This is a genomic window from Stenotrophomonas sp. 10L48 (assembly GCF_056395105.1).
On record NZ_JBFTIX010000008.1, the window covers coordinates 275,479 to 292,032 of the forward strand.

The window sequence follows — 16,554 nt, forward strand, 5'->3', positions numbered from 1 at the left end:
CAGATTGGAAGCCCGCCGGAACCGGGGCCGGCGGGCGCCGCTGGCGGGTTTCCCGCATAATTCCGTCCTGACCTTGTGGAGGCTGCCGTGGACGATCGCCAATTGCTGGCCAAACTCGCTGCCGGTCGCCTGTCCGGCGACGCCCTGGCCCGTGAGCTGGGCCAGACCCGGGCCGCCATTTGGAAGCGAATTCAAGGGCTTAGGGCCGCTGGCGTCGAGGTTGAAGGTCGCGCAGGCGAGGGCTACGGGCTGACCCGGCCGGTCGACCTGCTGGACGCCGGGGCCATCCGCGCCGGCCTGCCCAAGGAGGCCGCAGCACTGCTGCACGACCTGCAGGTGGCCTGGACGGTGGACTCCACCAACGCCGAATTGCTGCGCTGCAGCGCGCCCCAGCGCGGTGTCAGCGTCCTGTTGGCCGAGCGCCAGACTGGCGGCCGTGGCCGTCGCGGGCGCACCTGGGCGTCGCCGCTGGCCGCCCATGTGTATCTGTCGGTGCTGCGCCTGTTCGAGGGTGGCCTGGGCCGTTTGGCCGGGCTGAGTTTGGTCGCCGGCGTCGCCGTGGCCGAAGCCCTGCACGACCTGGGCTACACGCAGGCGCAGCTGAAGTGGCCGAACGACGTGCTGGTCGATGGCCGCAAGCTGGTGGGCCTGCTGGCCGAGGGTGGTGGCGAATACGCCGGCCCGGCGCGTGCAGTGATCGGCATCGGCATCAACGTGCACATGCCGCCGGCCTTCGCCGAACAGATCACCCAGCCGTGGGTGGACCTGGACACACTGGCCGGCGCGTCGGTGGATCGCAACACGGTGGTGGCCGCGGTGCTGGCACGGCTGCTACCGGCGCTGGAGGAATTCGACCGGGAAGGGCTGGCGCCGTTCCTGCTGCGTTACGCAGCGTTCGACATGCTGGCCGGGCGCGAAGTGCGCGTGCAGCTGGATGGCGAATGGCAGCACGGTACCGCGCTCGGCTTGGCTGACGATGGCGCGCTGCGCGTGCGCATCGATGGCCGCGAGCGCCTGCTGCATGCCGGCGAAGTCAGTGTGAGAAAAGCATGAGCGACTGGTTGTTCGATCTGGGCAATTCGCGCTTCAAGTTCGCGCCGTTGCAGGGTGACCGTGCCGGTGATGTGCAGGCCTGGGCACATGGCGCCGAAGGCATGGCCGGGCAACCGCCGCACAGCCTGCCCAGTGGCGGCACCGCGTTTGTGGCCAGCGTCGCCGCGCCATCGCTGACCAGCGCGATGCTGGATCAGCTGCAGCGTCGCTTCGAGCACGTGCATGTAGTGCGCACCAGCGCCCAGTGTGCGGGTGTACGCATTGCCTACGCCAAACCGGAAAAATTCGGTGTCGACCGCTTCCTGGCGCTGCTGGCTGCCGCCAAGGCACAGCGGCCGGTGCTGGTGGTCGGTGTCGGCACCGCGTTGACCATCGACCTGCTTGATGCCAACGGCCAGCATCACGGTGGACGCATTTCCGCCTCGCCGACCACCATGCGCGAGGCGCTGCACGCGCGCGCGGTGCAGCTGCCGGCCAGCGGCGGTGACTACAGCGAATTCGCCAACGACACCGCCGATGCGCTGGCCTCCGGTTGCGATGGTGCCGCCGTGGCGCTGGTTGAACGCAGCGCCCGCCAGGCACAGGCGCTGTTGGGCGTCATGCCGTCGCTGCTGGTGCACGGCGGTGGCGCACCCGCGCTGATGCCGCTGCTGGACGGCGCCGACTACCACCCCTCGCTGGTGCTGGATGGCCTCGCCCGCTGGGCGGTGCACCAGCCCGCAGGCTAGTATCGGCGCATGCTGACCCGTGCCCTGATCGTCGTGCTGGCGATCCTCAATCTTGGTGTTGCCACCTGGTGGCTGTTGCGCGATGAACCCGCGCGCGCGCCGTTGCCACCGCCCCCGACCGGCGTGGCCGAGCTGCGCTGGTTGCCCGGTGGCACCGATGCGGCCGTGGCCGCGCAGGCCTCGGCAGCGGCACCCACTGAAGCACTGGTGGAGCGTGAGGCGGCGCCGGCTACCGCAGTGGCCGCTGTACCCACACCCGCAGCGGCGACACCTGCAGCACCCAGCAAGCCAGCCGAACCAGTGAAGGCGCCTGAGCCGATGGCCGCCGTCGCCAAGCCAGCGCCCGAACCGGTGGCTGAGAAACCCGCAGCCCCGGCCGTACCGCCGCGCTGCCTGGCGCTGGGCCCGTTCGCCGACCGCGCCGCTGCCAGCGCTGCGCAGAGTCGTGCGGGCAACCTGCTGGGCCAGGTGCGCCTGCGCGAGCAGCCCGCCGCCAGCGGCAGCGCCCGTTACCGCGTGCTGCTGCCCGCCGCCGCCAGCCGCGATGACGCGCAGGCCACGGTCAAGCGCATCGTCGCTGCCGGGCTGAGCGACTACTACATCATCAGCCAGGGCGACGAGACCAACGCCATTGCGCTGGGCCAGTACCGCAACCGCGAGGGCGCCGAACGGCGCATGGCCGCGGTGCAGGCCGCCGGCTTCCAGCCGCGCCTGGTGGCCAGTGGCGATGCCGGCCAATGGTGGCTGGAAGGGCAGCTGGCCACCGGCAGCGAACCGGCCCAGGCGCAGCAGCGCAGTGGCGCCGCGCAGCAACGGTCGCTGGAATGCACGCGACTGCGCTAGAATTCCCAAACCACGGCGCTGCCGTCGGCGTTTCACCCCGTGCCGCTTTAGCTCAGTTGGTAGAGCAACTGTCTTGTAAACAGTAGGTCATCCGTTCGATTCGGATAAGCGGCACCATCTCCCGACAATCTCCCTTGCCCCTTTTGTTGCATGGGGCCGGCTAGTGTCTGTGTGCCTACGCCGCATGCAGCTGCAGCTCCACATACTCCGCCAATCCCCGGCACGCCAGCAGCAGCCCTTCGCGCGTTCCGTCGCCGATCTGCTGCTCGTCGCCTCCATCGACCCGCACGCGCTCGGCGGCGTGGAATATTTCCAGCAAGGTGGTCAGCCCGGCAGCGGCGCGGTCGGCGCGTGCCATGGCCATGCCCTGGCCGGGTGTCAGCGTTGGCCCGCGCCACGGCTGACCGTCGGCACCATCGCCATTGCGGATGCGCAGCAGGCAGCCTTGCAACGTGATGGGGTCCGGGACATCGACGGCGGCGGCGAACGCGGCTTCCAACGGCTGCGCAAGCTCGGGGGGCAGGCGTTCGGCGGCGTCGCCCAGCGTGGCGGTCAGATAGGGATAGTCAGGAACGGGCATGTGGGCATCCTCGGGTACAAGAGAGGCGCCACCGCAGGGGGTGGCGGACGATGCGTGGTTTCCAATACCGGTGAGTTGAGAAGCCGGTGGGCGCGAGGCCCCCACGCACCGCCCGCCGTAACGCAGCAGACGGATTGCCAGCCGACGCCACCCCCGAGGTGGTGGCGCCGGCTGACAAGCGTAAACAACTCAACTCATTCGGGATTGGAAGCCCCGGCCATCCGTTGTCGATGGCGATTCATCATGCGCACGCAGAATCACGGGGTGCCAGTCGATTGTTCCGATGGCATCGCGCTGTTTGAAAGGAAAAATGAATTATCGCAATTGGCTTGTCGTGGCCAATCCCAAGGCAAAAACGACATCCTGCGCGGCGTACTATTAGAGCCTGAAGCAGGCCGTAGCGCCGCGATCGTGCGGCGTAACGCCGCCGTGCCGTGTCAAGCCAACCTAACCGCGTCACCAAGCGGCCCACTCAACCATCATACGCACCCGCGCGGCGATCAACGCGTCCCCGGATCACCCGGCACCAGGTGGCGCCACGGAAACACATCCTTGGCGAAATGGCTGACATAGCCCCCCGTCGCGGCCTGGATGACCATGAACGACAACCGTGGGCGCATGGCCTGCAGCGTCTGCAGCTGCGCCACATCCAACGCGCTGTTTCGCAACCGGAAGGTATGCAGCGCATCGAAGGCATCGCTGGCGAACAAGCGCTCATAGGCCGCGAAAGGCGTGACCGCTTCAGCCACGCGCGCGTCGGCCCAGGAGAACTGCAGCTCCGTCGATTCGCAAAAATCCAGCAGGCCCAAGGCAGGCAGGCTGCGTGATGCGGCGAGGTTGTCGATGAAGCGCTGGGTGTCAGAGCCACCGCCGATGCGCAGGCTGTGCAGGTGTGGCAGCGGAACCTCGAAGAACGCGGCGTCCGGTGCATTCGGCACGACCAGTTCGCTCAGATACGGGGCCTTGGAAACGAAGCGGGCGATCTCGCCGTCTTCTTCCATGATGGTGCCCGCGCGCTGCACCAGCGACATGTTGTGGTCGGCCGGCTCTGTGGGGGAGATCGACAATGCGCGCAGGCGCGGGAAACGCACATCGCTGTCCAGCAGCGCGGTGAACGCCCACTCGCGTGCCATTGGCCCCTTCGTCCGGGCCGGTGAACGACAGCGACATGATCGCATCGGCCACGCGCTGGTCGGACAGGCAGGCCAGCGTCCATGCGAATGGCTCTTCCCATGGGTTGCCGAAGAACTCCACGTGCAGGCCGCCGTACAATGGCGCCACGGTCACCCGTTCCTGTAGGTCTTCCCAGAGCGGGCTGGCTGGGTCCTCGATGTCCAGCTCATGCTCAGCCGCGCTGTCCAGGGTGAAGGCGTGGATGCGTTGCTGCAGCGCCAGCAGCAGCTGCTGCGCGTGGTCGAAGGGAGGAGCTGTCATGTGTGCATACCGGACGTCCGTGTGATGCGCCCGATGATAGCGCTGGCCTGATGGCGGTGGTCTGCAGTCCGTGATCGGTTGCTTGATATTCCTCACGGTCGAGCAACTCCGGCAGCCCCCATACTGGCGCCCTCCGCTCACTCCTCACAAGGAAGCTGACCATGCGCCGCCACCGCTTGCCGTTGACCGTCGCGCTGCTCGCCAGCGCCTTCACAGCACCGGCGATGGCCGCCGTGCCGTTCTTCAATGCCAGCTGCCCCGGTGGGCTGGATGTCCATGCAGACGAAGGCGGGCCGGTCTACGTGCAGGGCCGCGAAACCACGCTCAAGCGCTTCAACGATCGCTACTTCGAAGCGCGCGATGCCAGCAGCGGCACCACGCTTTCAATCAGCACCGGTGACGACGGTACGCCGCAGGTCAGCTACACCGGACGCGGCGGTGCCAACGGCATCTGCCAGGTCAGCAACAACGGCACGCCGGCGGCTGCCGTGGAAGGCGGCAGGCACCACCGTGATCAGGATCGCGATGACGATGCAGCACTGCCACGCGAGGTGACCTGCGAATCCACCGACCAGCGCCAGGTGTCCTGTGACATGGACACGCGTGGCAATGTGGAGATCGTGCGCCAGCTCAGCCGTACCCGTTGCGAGCAGGGCAGCAACTGGGGCCTGTCGCGGCATTCGGTCTGGGTCAATGGCGGCTGCCGCGCGACGTTCCGCAACATGTCCAAGGCCGCAGTCCGCGCGCCAGCGGGCGATACCGCGCTCGGTTCGTGCAATGCAAGCAAAGGCGCACAGGGCACGCTGGTGACCCAGGTGCCGGTCGGCACCGATTACCAGGAACTGATCATCGATTATCCCGAGGGCCGCTTCCTGTGCATGATGCGCAACGACGGCCGGGTGCAGAGCGTGACGCCGATCAAGCGGCGCTGAGTCTGTGTCCCATGCTTTGCAGTCGGGTATGTGGCTGCTCGCGCGTGAATTGGCCTGCAGAAGCAGGCCAATGACGCTATCGCGTAGCTCCGTCAATCCTCGTGGGTGGGGCGGGACGGTTTGGCCGGCCCGACGGTGACTTTGCCGGACCCTCCGCCGCCCCCTCCGCCATGGCTGCCGCCACTGATGGGCCCGGTGTAACCGCCGCCGCCGCCGCCGCCTCCGCCGCCATTCCCATTCCCGCCGCCGCCGCGAGGGGGATGGCTCGTCGTGATGGGCTCACGCGAAGCCCCATTCCAGTCCTGGCTATCGGTCATTTGGTAGGTCACGCAGTGGGACGCGTTGCAGACGATGACCTTGGAGCCTGGTTGAATGGATTCCTTGAAGGTTCCAGAATTGTTCTTGTTCGTCACCTGCGTGTATCTGGTCAGAAAAACTCTGGTTGCTGTATCTGGAAGTGGGGTTTGTCCACGGCACTGCGCGCAGGACGCTGGGCCGAATACGGATGAAGCGTTTCCGAGGGGTCAGGTCGCATGCGCGAATGGAAGTGCGACGACTGCTGCCAGGACTGCGATTGCCGCAATAAGTATCTTCGTCTTCACATGATTGAGCCGTCTGTCTATTCTTGGTGCGTAGGATTATCAATCGAGAGTCGTTCGCAGCATGATCGGTAGATATCACTTGAGAGCTCTTGCGCATGAATGATCTGCTCTGTCTGCATGCTGCTGGACAGGCGGCTTATCGATTCCGCGGAGTACTGGCTTGGATGCACGCGCTGCAGGGCCATCCAGTAGCCGAGACTCTTGGTGTAGGAGCGCTCGGCGACTATTCCTCTGTCATAGATGTTTGCGAGAGCTTCGATCGAATCCACGTTCCCTGAGGAAACAGATTCGCTTAGATACTCCACAGCGTTCCGGCGATAGTCGATCAGCCTGCTGGGGTCTGACAGAACGTCAGTGAGATCGCCGATGGCCGCACGAGGGTTCTGGGCGTACATAAGTCGGGCTTCAATCGACCCTTGGGCGGCTGCCAGTGACAGCCAGTTTTCTCCCGTGATGTCGGTTCGTTCGGCAATCGCCTTGCAGTTCTCGATTTCTTCTTCGATACGCCTCGAGAACTGCTCGGCAAGACCCATGGATGAGTACACCTTGTACTCACCGTCGTCACCGGGATCGAGGGCGCGTTTGCAACTGGCAACCCTTGCGTGTATTTCGTAGCTTGCCTGGCTGTCGCCTGCTTTCGATCGCTGTACTCTCTCGTCGATGTAGCTTGTTGCATCTCCTATGTACTCGGGACTCTTGATGTCGATCAGAAACGCCTTGGGTCCTAATGCTATGCGCGTATTGAGCGTCCCGGTGGATGGCTGTTCATCGGTCCTTGCACTACGCGGATCGGCCATTTCATGGGTTGATGCGGCACGCTTCATCTCCAGAAGTGGCGCGTGCCCTGCCGAGGTGTCGCCGCCAGATACCGAGCAGGACGCCGTCAACACTGTCAGCGTGCCGATACATAATCGCTTGCTGAACAGCGTCGAGAAGCTGGGTAAGAGTTTTCTTCGATTCAACGCAGGAACATCCTTGCCTCTATTTTGGGGCGAGCACCTTCGCTGCGCTGACGGGAAAGCGATAGAGCCGTATCCGTCAGTGTGGTGAGCCCCATCACAGGCGGAAGAATTTCTGATTCACAAGGCCGGGTAAGTCCTACGCGTGGTTGCCCGTTGCCCACTTGCGCCATGGCGCCGCCATTTCCTGCTGCACCGCCGCGAGTGGTGTCACATGCGTCTGGCTAGACTGTGCTTCTTTTTCGTTCGCAGGAGGCACCCATGGCCCATCATCCCGCCGTTACCCTGATCGGCGTCCCCACCGACATCGGGGCGGGCCATCGCGGCGCCCGGCTGGGGCCGGAAGCCCTGCGCGTGGCGGGCCTGCCCGAAGCACTGGAAGCGCGTGGCGTGGACGTGCGCGACCTCGGCAACCTGGACGGCCCGCGCAACCCGTGGACTGCGCCGGTGCAGGGCTATCGCCACCTGGACGAGGTGGTGGCGTGGAACCACGCGCTGATGGAAGCCAGCTACGCCGAACTCCAGGCCGGCCGCATGCCGATCATGCTGGGCGGCGACCACTGCCTGGGCATCGGTTCGATCACTGCCGTCGCGCGCTGGTGCCGCGAGCAGGGCAAGGACCTGCGCGTGCTGTGGCTGGATGCGCATTCGGATTTCAACACCAGTGAGGTGACCCCGTCGGGCAACATCCACGGTATGCCGGTGGCCTGCCTGTGCGGCCTCGGCCCGGATGCGCTGACCAGGCTGGGCGGCACTTCGCCGGCGATCCAGCCTTCACAGGTGCACCAGATCGGCATCCGTTCGGTGGACCCGGAAGAAAAGCGCCTGATCAAGACCCACAAGGTCGATGTCTACGACATGCGTTACATCGACGAGAACGGCATGAAGCGTACCGTGGAAGCGGCGCTGGCCGGCATCGACGAGAACACCCACCTGCACGTCAGCTTCGACGTCGATTTCCTCGACCCGAGTATTGCCCCGGGCGTGGGCACCACCGTCCCGGGCGGGGTGAACTACCGCGAAGCGCAGCTGGTGATGGAGATGATCGCCGACAGTGGCCGCATGGGCTCGCTGGACATCGTCGAACTCAATCCGCTGCTGGACAACCACAACAGCACCGCCGAACTGGCTGTGGACCTGGTCGAAAGCCTGTTCGGGAAATCGACCCTGATGCGCGACTGAGAGGATCCAGCCTGAACGGTTGGACGAACCGTTCACACGCGCTCCACGCCCCTGCCGCCAGATTGCACCTCACGCGGCAGTGTTGGCTTCGAGCCAGCCTGCCGCCCCGATCAATACAACCGAACCCCGTGATTGAGCGGTGTAGCGGCAAACCCAAGGAGAAGCCCATGAAGCGCGTAGTTGCCCTGATGCTGTTGTCGATGTTCTCGGTGGCCCTGCTGGCCGGTTGCAACACCGTTGCCGGTGCCGGCAAGGACGTGCAGAAGGCTGGTGAGAAGGTTGAGGATGCCGCCAAGGGCAACTGAGCCTGAGGTGGTGCGCACTACGGAAAAGGCCGGGATCTTCCCGGCCTTTTTCATGCGCGCTTGCTGCGTGTGGACGCCGCGTGTCGACCGGTAGTGAACCATTCAAGCAGGTGAGCGGCGCTTTCATGGCCGGTTGACCGTGCTTCAACGTGCACTGCGCGATGCTGCAGCCACGGTAACAACGCCGTTGCATTCCAAGGAAGCCTCAGCAATGAACAAAGACATCATTTCCGGCAAGTGGTCCCAGCTCAAGGGCAAGGCCCAGGCGAAGTGGGGCGATCTGACCAATGACGATTTCGATGTGGCCGAGGGCAATGCCGAATATCTGGCGGGCCGCCTGCAGGAGCGCTATGGCTGGGCCAAGGACCGCGCAGAAACCGAAGTGCGTGATTTCGAGAAAGCGATGCACAAGGATTACCCGGACTACAAGTAACCGGGCGTCGAACGCCCGCGTTATGCCCCCACCGACAACGCCCGCGCCGGAAGGTGCGGGCGTTGTGCTGTGTGCAGATCAACGCGCCGGCGGGTCGGGCACGTAGCGGTTGGGGAAGGCCTGTGGCTGGCGGTCCAGGCGCGAGGGCGAATCGAGCAGGATGCCGCGTGCACGCAGGTTGCGGGCGCTGTCGTAGCGCAGCTGCAGCACCTGTGCCGGGCTGCGGGTGGCGCGTTCGAAATCGGTATCGCGCACCGAAGAACTTTCGCGCGCACCATGCCCGGTGCCCAGCGCGGGTGCCTGCGACTTGGCCGAATAGCCTTCAATGCGGCTGGCGCTGGCGTCGGCCGCCGCCGAGGCTTCGGCCGACGCCGGTGCCGGCCCGGCGCGACCGCGCAGGATCGGCTGCGGACGCGGGTACCAGCGACGCGCTTCCTCGAACACCGCCACGCCGACCACGCCGACGTTGTCCGGGCGGCCGGTGCGGCTGGCATAGCTGCCGCTGGGGCTGCTGAAGACGAACTGGGCCACTTCGTCCTGGGTCTTGCGCCAGCCGGTGATATCGGCGCGCTGGCCAGGGTTGAGCACGTAACCGGTCTGCGAGGGATCGGCGTCTTCGCCGGAGATGGCGTTGACCCCGTCCACCGACAGCACCACCAGCACCCGTCGCGGGCTGTCGTTGTACAGGCGCACCGCATAGCGGTGGCCGCGCTCACCGGCCACCCAGCGCTGGCCGTCGGCCGGGTAGCTGCGCAGCTCGGTGCCGCGGTCGCGGTCGACCAGGGCCACGCGCACCGGGCCGTCCTGCGGCATCGGCGGGGGCAGCGGAGCCGGGCGGAAGCCGGCCAGAGGCAGGATAAGCAGCAGGGGCAGCAGGCGTTTCATCGGGCGTCTCCAGCGGGGTTGGGTGAATGAACGCGCCGGAGGCCCTGACGGGGTTGACCGTGTGCACGGTAAACTGGCCGCGTTCATAGAAGGTTTCCGCACGCAGTCATGACGACCCGAGTCCTTACCGGTATCACCCCCTCCGGCACGCCCCACCTGGGCAACTACGTTGGCGCCATCCGCCCGGCCATTGCGGCCAGCCGCGCGCCGGACATCGAGAGCTTCTTCTTCCTGGCCGATCTGCACAGCCTGATCAAGTCGCAGGACCCGCAGCGCACCCAGCGCGCGACCCTGGAGATCGCTGCCAGCTGGCTGGCCTGTGGCCTGGACCCGGAACACGTGTGGTTCTATCGCCAGAGTGACATCCGCGAGACCACCGAGCTGATGTGGTTCCTGACCGCCATCGCCAGCAAGGGCATCCTCAACCGCGCCCATGCCTACAAGGCGGCGGTGGACAAGAACCGGGAGGAAGGCCAGGACGAGGACGCAGGTGTCAGCGCCGGCCTGTTCATGTACCCGGTGCTGATGGCGGCCGACATCCTGATCTTCAAGGCCAACCAGGTACCGGTGGGCCGTGACCAGATCCAGCACATCGAGATGGCGCGCGACTTCGCCCAGCGCTTCAACCATGTGTACGGCAAGGAATATTTCCCGCTGCCGGACGTGGTGATCGACGAGCAGGTGGCAACCCTGGCGGGCCTGGATGGCCGCAAGATGAGCAAGAGCTACCACAACACCATTCCGCTGTTCGTGCCGCGCGAGGAGCTGAAGAAGCTGGTGTTCTCGATCCTGACCGACTCGCGTGCCCCGGGCGAGCCGAAGGACACCGAAGGTTCGGCGCTGTTCCAGATGTACCAGGCGTTCGCCACCCCGGAGCAGACCGCTGCCTTCGCCAAGGCCTTCGCCGATGGCATCAGCTGGGGCGATGCCAAGCAGCAGCTGTTCGAGCGCATCGACAGCGAACTGTCGCCGCTGCGCGAGCGCTACAACGCGCTGATGGCCGAGCCGGAGAAGATCGAAGCACTGCTCAAGCGCCGTGGCCAGCAGTTGCGTGAGCAGCTGGCGGCACCGCTGCTGGAAGAACTGCGCCATGCGGTGGGCCTGCGTGATCTGTCCGATGCCGGCGACATCGCCAGCGAAGATGCCGGTGAAGCCCGCGCCGCTCCGCCGCTGTTCAAGCAGTACCGCGAGAAGGACGGCCGTTTCTACTTCAAGCTGACCGCCGGTGACGGCACGCTGCTGATCCAGAGCGAAGGCTTCGACTCGCCGCGCGATGCCGGCCAGCTGATCGCGGTGCTGAAGCAGGCCGAGCAGGGTGACCAGCTGCAGAGCGACCTGTTCAAGCTGGAAGCCGAGGTGGATGCGGTGCTGGCGGCGCTGGCTGTGCTGCGCGCCGACTGATAGCTAGATGCCGACCTTGGTCGGCGCTGTTGAGGGCGAAATGCCGGCCAGCGGCCGGCACTACCACGGCAGTGCACCCATGGCATGATGTCCGCGCGCCTTCGGCGCGATGACATGGAGTCTGCGATGGCCTGGTTGTCGCTGCTGCTGTTCCTGCCCTGGTTCATCCTGCTGGGCAGCCTGTACTGGCTGTTTCCGCGCCAGCCGCGTACCGCGCGGCGACGCCTGTTCGATGGCGCTACGCTGGCACTGGCGCTGGCCCTGAGCATCGTGGCGATGCTGTGGGGCCACCACATCGGTCTGGTACAACCGGGCGCCGGGCCCATCTGGCCGCAGGTGCTGGCGGTGCTGTATGCCTATGGGGCGTTCCTGGCGGTGCTGGTACTGGCGCTGCTGCTGCGGCCGCGGTTCGCTTTGCGCTGCAGCTGATCGTAGTGCCGGCCGCCGGCCGGCAACTGCATTCAACTGGCTAACCSGGGGTTGCCGGCCAGCGGCCGGCACCATCCGACCAAAGCCGCATCGATCACGCCATGCCGGCGCGCCTACCATGGGTGTCTGTTCCCGATCCTGCCAGGTGCGCGTCGATGACCGCCGATCCCAGCATCCACACCATCGATACCGGTTTCCAACGGCCTGATTTCGATGCCGCCTACCTGATCATCGAAAACGGTCGCGCCGCGTTCGTCGACTGCGGTACCGGCCTGTCGGTGCCAGCGATGCTGCAGGCCCTGGCCGACAACGGGCTGGGCGTGGAGGCGGTGGACTGGCTGCTGCTGACCCACGTGCACCTGGATCATGCCGGTGGCGCTGGCCTGCTGATGCAGCAGTTGCCCAATGCGCGCGCGGTGCTGCATCCGCGCGGCGCGCCGCACATGATCGATCCGACCCGGTTGATCGCCGGTGCCACGGCCGTTTATGGCGCTGAGGAAATCGCCCGCAGCTATGGCCGCATCGAAGCGATTCCCGAGCAGCGCGTGGTGGTGGCTGACGACGGCCAGTGCATCGACCTGGCCGGCCGCGAGCTGGTGCTGCTGCATACCCCGGGCCACGCGCTGCACCACTACTGCGTGTGGGATGCGCGCAGCCGCAGCTGGTTCACCGGCGATACCTTCGGTATCTCCTACCGCGAGCTGGACAGCGCGCAGGGCGCTTTCATCTTCCCCACCTCATCGCCGGTGCAGTTCGACCCGGACGCGATGAAGGCGTCGATCCAGCGCATGCTCGGTTACGCACCGCGGGCGATGTACCTGACCCATTACGGTCGTGTCGAACAGGTCGAAAAGCTGGCCGAGGATCTGTTCGAACAGATTGATGCGATGGCGGCAATCGGCCGCCAGTGCGACGGTCGCCCCGATCGTCATCGCTGCCTGTTGGCCGCGTTGCAGGCGCTGTACCTGGAGCGTGCACAGCAGCATGGCTGCGCGCTGGACCAGGCTGCAGTGGGCGAAGTACTGGCGATGGATATCGAACTCAACGCGCAGGGCCTGGCCTGCTGGCTGGACCGTGTATCGCGCTGACCTGCGCACTCCCTGGCGGCGGAGATCCGCTGCGCCCCTGGTAGATCCACGCCATGCGTGGATGACACGGTCCCGGGCCGCGCCGCGATGTCACGACCACGTTACACTCTGGTGACTTTCAAGCTAGCCGTGGTGTTGCCGTGAACCCGATGCGCGTGTTGCTGCTGTCGTCCTGCCTGTTCGTCGGTGGCCTGGCCCATGCGGCCAATGACCTGCCCGGCGGCGGCATCGATCCGCAGGCGCTGTCGCGTCATGTGCGCGTGCTGGCATCGGACGAATTCGAAGGCCGTGCACCGGCCACCGAAGGCGAAGAACGCACCGTGCAGTACCTGATCGAGCAGTTCCGCAGCTACGGCCTGCAGCCGGGTGGCGTGGACGGCAGCTGGGTACAGCCGGTGCCGCTGGTGCGCGCGCAGCTGGACGGCCAGGCCAAGGCCAGTCTCGCCCTGAAGGGCGGCAAGCGCGCGCTGGCCAATGGCGTGGACGTGACCCTGCAGAGCCTGCAGCCGCGCAAGCGCGTGCAGATCAAGGAGGCGCCGTTGGTGTTCGTCGGCTACGGCATCGATGCGCCCGAGCGCCACTGGAACGACTACAAGGACGTGGACCTGCACGGCAAGATCGCCGTGGTATTGATCAACGATGCCGATTTTGAAGCCGACGCGCCAGGTGCGTTCGATGGCAAGGCGGTGACCTACTACGGCCGCTGGACCTACAAGTTCGAGGAAGCCGCGCGCCGGGGTGCCGAAGGCGTGCTGATCGTGCACGAGACCGCACCGGCCGCCTATGGCTGGGCCACGGTGAAGAGTTCGGGCACCTCGCCGCTGTTCGACATCGAGCGCGGCCAGGCCGAGGCGATGGCCCAGCATACGCCGCTGCGTGGCTGGATGCAGCGTGAGCTGGCCGAACAGATCTTCGCCGACGCCGGCCTGGATTTCGATGCAGAGAAGCGCAAGGCGATGAGTGCGGACTTCCGCCCGGTTGCGCTGGACAACGCGAAGCTGAGCGTCGATTTCGCGCTCAAGCGCGAGCAGGTGGTGACCCGCAACGTGGTGGCCAAGCTGCCCGGCGGCGAGCACGCCGATGAGGCGGTGATCTTCTCGGCGCACTGGGATGCCTTCGGCATCGGCCAGGCCGACGCCAGGGGTGATCGTATCCGCCGTGGTGCGATCGACAACGCCACCGGCGTGGCCACCGTGCTGGAACTGGGCCGGGTGTTCGCCGCCGGCCCGCAGCCGCAGCGCACCCTGTACTTCGTCGCCCTGACCGCCGAAGAGAAGGGCCTGCTGGGCGCCAGCTACTACGCCGCGCACCCGCTGGCGCCGCTGGACAAGACCGCTGCGGTGCTGAACATCGAGATGTTCAGCCCGGATGGTGCCACCCGTGACATCGCCTCGTGGGGCAAGGGCCGGGTGTCGCTGGAAGGCGACCTGGAACGCGTGGCCAAGGCCCGTGGCCGCAGCTACAGCCCGGATCCGAACCTGGAAGCCGGCTTCTTCTACCGTGCCGACCACTTCGCCTTCGCCCGCCTGGGCGTTCCGGCGATCACCATCGGCCCGGGCCTGGACAAGCTTGAGGGCGGCGTCGAGGCCGGTCGCGCGCTGCGCGAGAAGTACTTCGCCGACTGCTACCACCAGGCCTGCGATGCATGGACGCCGAGCTGGGATCCGGCGGGCCACGCGGCCGACACCCTGCTGGTCTATGACCTGGGCGCCGAACTGGCCAACAGCCGTCGCTGGCCGCAGTGGGAGAAGGAATCGGAATTCCACGGCGCCCGCGAGAAAAGCGAAGCCGCCCGCCGGTAAACGCACGGCAATGCCGGCCGCTGGCCGGCAACCTTACGTATGGTAGTGCCGGCCGCTGGCCGGCAACCTCATGAACCTTCCGAAAGGATGTGCAATTGCCGGCCAGCGGCCGGCACTACCGCATCTTCAGCCACGTGGCCGCAGCAGCTTCCACGCGCCCCAACCGGCGGCGACGAGCGCGCCCAGGTAACACGCCACCATCGTACGCAGGCTGGCCACCGGTGCGGGGTTGATGCCCCGGCTCAGACGCAGATGCAGGGTGCTGGCACCGCTGCCCAGATCCACTGCCAGCTGCAACACCAGGGCAACGCAGAACGCCAGCAGGGCAATACCGAAGCCGATACGTGGCCAACTCGCCTGGGCGTCGGGCCGGCGGATCAGCCATGCCAGCAGGGTCGCCGCGCCCAGGCCCAGTGCGAGCCATACCAGCGGCGTGGCAGGAGACGCGGCGGCCACCGGCATTGCACCGGTGGCCGCGATCACTACGGCGCGTTTACTTGCGCGTGCCGTCGAGCCAGTTGGGGCCCTTGTTGGTGAGGAAGAACACATAGACCACCAACGATACCGCGATCGTCGCGGTGACGTAGATGGCGAACCAGTCCACGTGGCCGGTCTTCAATGCGCCCTGGTACAGCAGCGGTGCGGTGCCGCCGAACAGCGAGTTGGCCAATGCATAGCCGAAGCCCACGCCCAGCGCACGGATGTGGGTGGGGAACAGCTCTGCCTTCACCACGGCGTTGATGGAGGTGTAGCCGGTGAGGATGACAAAGCCCAGTGCCAGGGTGAGGAAGGCGAGGGTGGCATCGTGCTGGTGCGGCAGCTGGGTGATCAGGTACCAGCTGTACAGCACGCCGCCCACACCGAAGAACACCAGCAGGCTCTTGCGGCCGATGATGTCCGACAGCCAGCCGCCGACCGGCTGCAACACCATCAGGAAGGCCAGCACGCCCAGGTTGATCAGGGTGCCGGTCATCGGGTCGTTGCCGGCGAAGGCGCTCTGGATCATCTTCGGGCCGTTCACCGAGTAGGTGTAGAAGGCGATGGTGCCACCGGCGGTGATCAGGAAGCACAGCAGCAGCGGACGCCACTGGTGCACGAACAGTTCGTACATCGAGCCGGACTTCTTGTCCTTGCCCTCGCGCGCGGCTTCGATGGAGGATTCCGACAGCGACTCGTCCATGCCACGGCGCAGCCAGAACACGACCACGGCGGCGATGCCACCGATGCCGAAGGCGATGCGCCAGCCCCACTCGGAGATTTCCGGCTTGGCCCAGAACGTCAGCATCACGAACAGGGTCAGCTGTGCCAGCACATGGCCGCCCACCAGGGTGACGTAGTGGAACGAGGACAGGAAGCCGCGGCGGCCCGGAATGGCGGCCTCGGACATGTAGGTGGCGCTGGCACCGTACTCGCCACCGGTGGCGAAGCCCTGCAGCAGGCGCGCGAACAGCAGGATGATCGCCGCCCAGATGCCGATGCTGGCAGCGGTGGGGGTGATGGCGATGATGAACGAGCAGAAGGCCATCAGCGTGACCGACACGGTCAATGCAAGGCGACGGCCATGACGGTCGGCGAAGCGACCGAAGAACCATGCGCCGATCGGGCGCATCAGGAAGGTCGCGGCGAAGATCGCCCACACGTACAGGGTGGAGTTCTTGTCTTCAGGCGAGAAGAACTGCGATTCGAAGTACACGGCGAACACCGAGTACACGTAGACGTCGTACCACTCCACCAGGTTGCCGGCGGAGCCTTTGAGGGTGTTGGAGATGGAACGCCGCAGGGCGGCGCCGTCGGTGCTGGGGACAGCGGATTGGGACGTAGTGCTCATCCGGGTGGGGATCCTCGATGCGGTGCGTCCATGCGGGAAATTGCGCTGCCAGGCGCGCGGTGCGCTGCCG

General features: G+C 66.1%; 18 protein-coding genes and 1 tRNA gene. 13 read left to right on the top strand and 6 right to left on the bottom strand.

Annotation, left to right across the window (positions count from 1 at the left end):
- Positions 1 to 87: 87 nt before the first annotated feature.
- From birA to AC1DCU_RS15430, 4 genes are all read left to right on the top strand, one after another.
- Positions 88 to 1,053 carry a bifunctional biotin--[acetyl-CoA-carboxylase] ligase/biotin operon repressor BirA gene (gene birA, locus AC1DCU_RS15415; protein WP_032978357.1) on the top strand — a complete coding sequence of 322 codons (966 nt, stop codon included), beginning with the start codon at positions 88 to 90 and terminating at the stop codon, positions 1,051 to 1,053.
- The gene (locus AC1DCU_RS15420) at positions 1,050 to 1,781 is read left to right on the top strand and encodes a type III pantothenate kinase (RefSeq protein WP_025878323.1); all 732 of its coding nucleotides are present in this window, start codon (positions 1,050 to 1,052) and stop codon (positions 1,779 to 1,781) included. The genes birA and AC1DCU_RS15420 overlap by 4 nt, the downstream gene beginning before the upstream one ends.
- A gap of 9 nt (positions 1,782 to 1,790) precedes the next feature.
- Positions 1,791 to 2,624: an SPOR domain-containing protein gene (locus AC1DCU_RS15425; RefSeq protein WP_140227891.1), complete on the top strand. Its 834-nt coding sequence runs from the start codon at positions 1,791 to 1,793 to the stop codon at positions 2,622 to 2,624.
- Between the two features lie 41 nt (positions 2,625 to 2,665).
- A tRNA-Thr gene (locus AC1DCU_RS15430) sits at positions 2,666 to 2,741 on the top strand.
- 58 nt (positions 2,742 to 2,799) lie between these two features.
- On the opposite strand, the gene AC1DCU_RS15435 is transcribed toward AC1DCU_RS15430, so the two are convergent.
- A complete protein-coding gene (locus AC1DCU_RS15435; protein ID WP_032978243.1) occupies positions 2,800 to 3,204 on the bottom strand; it encodes a hypothetical protein in 405 nt (134 codons plus the stop codon).
- A gap of 500 nt (positions 3,205 to 3,704) precedes the next feature.
- Positions 3,705 to 4,337: a hypothetical protein gene (locus AC1DCU_RS15440; protein ID WP_442251467.1), complete on the bottom strand. Its 633-nt coding sequence runs from the start codon at positions 4,335 to 4,337 to the stop codon at positions 3,705 to 3,707.
- A gap of 208 nt (positions 4,338 to 4,545) precedes the next feature.
- On the opposite strand from AC1DCU_RS15440, the gene AC1DCU_RS15445 reads away from it, so the two are divergent.
- Together AC1DCU_RS15445 and AC1DCU_RS15450 are read left to right on the top strand one after the other, a co-directional pair.
- Positions 4,546 to 4,689: a hypothetical protein gene (locus AC1DCU_RS15445; RefSeq protein WP_442251466.1), complete on the top strand. Its 144-nt coding sequence runs from the start codon at positions 4,546 to 4,548 to the stop codon at positions 4,687 to 4,689.
- 110 nt (positions 4,690 to 4,799) lie between these two features.
- Positions 4,800 to 5,570 carry a DUF3011 domain-containing protein gene (locus tag AC1DCU_RS15450; RefSeq protein ID WP_032978249.1) on the top strand — a complete coding sequence of 257 codons (771 nt, stop codon included), beginning with the start codon at positions 4,800 to 4,802 and terminating at the stop codon, positions 5,568 to 5,570.
- Positions 5,571 to 6,189: 619 nt separating this feature from the next.
- Here the strand turns inward: AC1DCU_RS15450 and AC1DCU_RS15455 are convergent.
- Positions 6,190 to 7,134 carry an SEL1-like repeat protein gene (locus AC1DCU_RS15455; RefSeq protein WP_442251465.1) on the bottom strand — a complete coding sequence of 315 codons (945 nt, stop codon included), beginning with the start codon at positions 7,132 to 7,134 and terminating at the stop codon, positions 6,190 to 6,192.
- A gap of 258 nt (positions 7,135 to 7,392) precedes the next feature.
- Here AC1DCU_RS15455 and rocF point away from each other — a divergent pair, with 258 nt between their 5' ends.
- The 3 genes from rocF (at position 7,393) to AC1DCU_RS15470 (ending at position 9,051) form a co-directional block, all read left to right on the top strand.
- Positions 7,393 to 8,313: an arginase gene (gene rocF / locus AC1DCU_RS15460; protein ID WP_032978254.1), complete on the top strand. Its 921-nt coding sequence runs from the start codon at positions 7,393 to 7,395 to the stop codon at positions 8,311 to 8,313.
- A gap of 167 nt (positions 8,314 to 8,480) precedes the next feature.
- Entirely contained in the window at positions 8,481 to 8,618 is a 138-nt protein-coding gene (locus AC1DCU_RS15465) for an entericidin A/B family lipoprotein (protein ID WP_019661832.1), read from the top strand.
- A 211-nt stretch (positions 8,619 to 8,829) separates the two neighbouring features.
- Positions 8,830 to 9,051 carry a CsbD family protein gene (locus AC1DCU_RS15470; protein WP_025878332.1) on the top strand — a complete coding sequence of 74 codons (222 nt, stop codon included), beginning with the start codon at positions 8,830 to 8,832 and terminating at the stop codon, positions 9,049 to 9,051.
- Positions 9,052 to 9,129: 78 nt separating this feature from the next.
- On the opposite strand, the gene AC1DCU_RS15475 is transcribed toward AC1DCU_RS15470, so the two are convergent.
- The gene (locus AC1DCU_RS15475) at positions 9,130 to 9,936 is read right to left on the bottom strand and encodes a hypothetical protein (protein ID WP_025878333.1); all 807 of its coding nucleotides are present in this window, start codon (positions 9,934 to 9,936) and stop codon (positions 9,130 to 9,132) included.
- 108 nt (positions 9,937 to 10,044) lie between these two features.
- Here AC1DCU_RS15475 and AC1DCU_RS15480 point away from each other — a divergent pair, with 108 nt between their 5' ends.
- From AC1DCU_RS15480 to AC1DCU_RS15495, 4 genes are all read left to right on the top strand, one after another.
- Positions 10,045 to 11,337: a tryptophan--tRNA ligase gene (locus tag AC1DCU_RS15480; RefSeq protein ID WP_025878334.1), complete on the top strand. Its 1,293-nt coding sequence runs from the start codon at positions 10,045 to 10,047 to the stop codon at positions 11,335 to 11,337.
- Positions 11,338 to 11,463: 126 nt separating this feature from the next.
- Entirely contained in the window at positions 11,464 to 11,766 is a 303-nt protein-coding gene (locus AC1DCU_RS15485) for a hypothetical protein (protein WP_093820732.1), read from the top strand.
- 155 nt (positions 11,767 to 11,921) lie between these two features.
- On the top strand, positions 11,922 to 12,854 hold the full coding sequence (locus AC1DCU_RS15490; protein ID WP_282280303.1) for an MBL fold metallo-hydrolase: 933 nt from the start codon (positions 11,922 to 11,924) through the stop codon (positions 12,852 to 12,854).
- A gap of 149 nt (positions 12,855 to 13,003) precedes the next feature.
- Positions 13,004 to 14,656 (top strand): M28 family metallopeptidase, encoded by a 1,653-nt coding sequence (locus tag AC1DCU_RS15495; protein WP_033832813.1) that lies wholly within the window; start codon positions 13,004 to 13,006, stop codon positions 14,654 to 14,656.
- 126 nt (positions 14,657 to 14,782) lie between these two features.
- Here the strand turns inward: AC1DCU_RS15495 and AC1DCU_RS15500 are convergent, their stop codons facing one another.
- Positions 14,783 to 15,118, bottom strand: a complete 336-nt coding sequence (locus AC1DCU_RS15500; protein ID WP_051501712.1) for a hypothetical protein — start codon at positions 15,116 to 15,118, stop codon at positions 14,783 to 14,785.
- A 31-nt stretch (positions 15,119 to 15,149) separates the two neighbouring features.
- Complete coding sequence (locus AC1DCU_RS15505) at positions 15,150 to 16,484, bottom strand: MFS transporter (RefSeq protein ID WP_032978271.1); 1,335 nt, start codon at positions 16,482 to 16,484, stop codon at positions 15,150 to 15,152.
- Between the last annotated feature and the right edge of the window lie 70 nt (positions 16,485 to 16,554).

What these genes read in the sequence shown, in the direction of transcription:
- AC1DCU_RS15420 (WP_025878323.1), top strand. Translation starts at nt 1,050, where the DNA reads ATGAGCGACTGGTTGTTCGATCTGGGCAATTCGCGCTTCAAGTTCGCG.
- AC1DCU_RS15425 (WP_140227891.1), top strand. Translation starts at nt 1,791, where the DNA reads ATGCTGACCCGTGCCCTGATCGTCGTGCTGGCGATCCTCAATCTTGGT.
- AC1DCU_RS15435 (WP_032978243.1), bottom strand. Translation starts at nt 3,204, where the DNA reads ATGCCCGTTCCTGACTATCCCTATCTGACCGCCACGCTGGGCGACGCC.
- AC1DCU_RS15440 (WP_442251467.1), bottom strand. Translation starts at nt 4,337, where the DNA reads ATGGCACGCGAGTGGGCGTTCACCGCGCTGCTGGACAGCGATGTGCGT.
- AC1DCU_RS15445 (WP_442251466.1), top strand. Translation starts at nt 4,546, where the DNA reads ATGCTCAGCCGCGCTGTCCAGGGTGAAGGCGTGGATGCGTTGCTGCAG.
- AC1DCU_RS15450 (WP_032978249.1), top strand. Translation starts at nt 4,800, where the DNA reads ATGCGCCGCCACCGCTTGCCGTTGACCGTCGCGCTGCTCGCCAGCGCC.
- rocF (WP_032978254.1), top strand. Translation starts at nt 7,393, where the DNA reads ATGGCCCATCATCCCGCCGTTACCCTGATCGGCGTCCCCACCGACATC.
- AC1DCU_RS15465 (WP_019661832.1), top strand. Translation starts at nt 8,481, where the DNA reads ATGAAGCGCGTAGTTGCCCTGATGCTGTTGTCGATGTTCTCGGTGGCC.
- AC1DCU_RS15470 (WP_025878332.1), top strand. Translation starts at nt 8,830, where the DNA reads ATGAACAAAGACATCATTTCCGGCAAGTGGTCCCAGCTCAAGGGCAAG.
- AC1DCU_RS15475 (WP_025878333.1), bottom strand. Translation starts at nt 9,936, where the DNA reads ATGAAACGCCTGCTGCCCCTGCTGCTTATCCTGCCTCTGGCCGGCTTC.
- AC1DCU_RS15480 (WP_025878334.1), top strand. Translation starts at nt 10,045, where the DNA reads ATGACGACCCGAGTCCTTACCGGTATCACCCCCTCCGGCACGCCCCAC.
- AC1DCU_RS15485 (WP_093820732.1), top strand. Translation starts at nt 11,464, where the DNA reads ATGGCCTGGTTGTCGCTGCTGCTGTTCCTGCCCTGGTTCATCCTGCTG.
- AC1DCU_RS15490 (WP_282280303.1), top strand. Translation starts at nt 11,922, where the DNA reads ATGACCGCCGATCCCAGCATCCACACCATCGATACCGGTTTCCAACGG.
- AC1DCU_RS15495 (WP_033832813.1), top strand. Translation starts at nt 13,004, where the DNA reads ATGCGCGTGTTGCTGCTGTCGTCCTGCCTGTTCGTCGGTGGCCTGGCC.
- AC1DCU_RS15500 (WP_051501712.1), bottom strand. Translation starts at nt 15,118, where the DNA reads ATGCCGGTGGCCGCCGCGTCTCCTGCCACGCCGCTGGTATGGCTCGCA.
- AC1DCU_RS15505 (WP_032978271.1), bottom strand. Translation starts at nt 16,484, where the DNA reads ATGAGCACTACGTCCCAATCCGCTGTCCCCAGCACCGACGGCGCCGCC.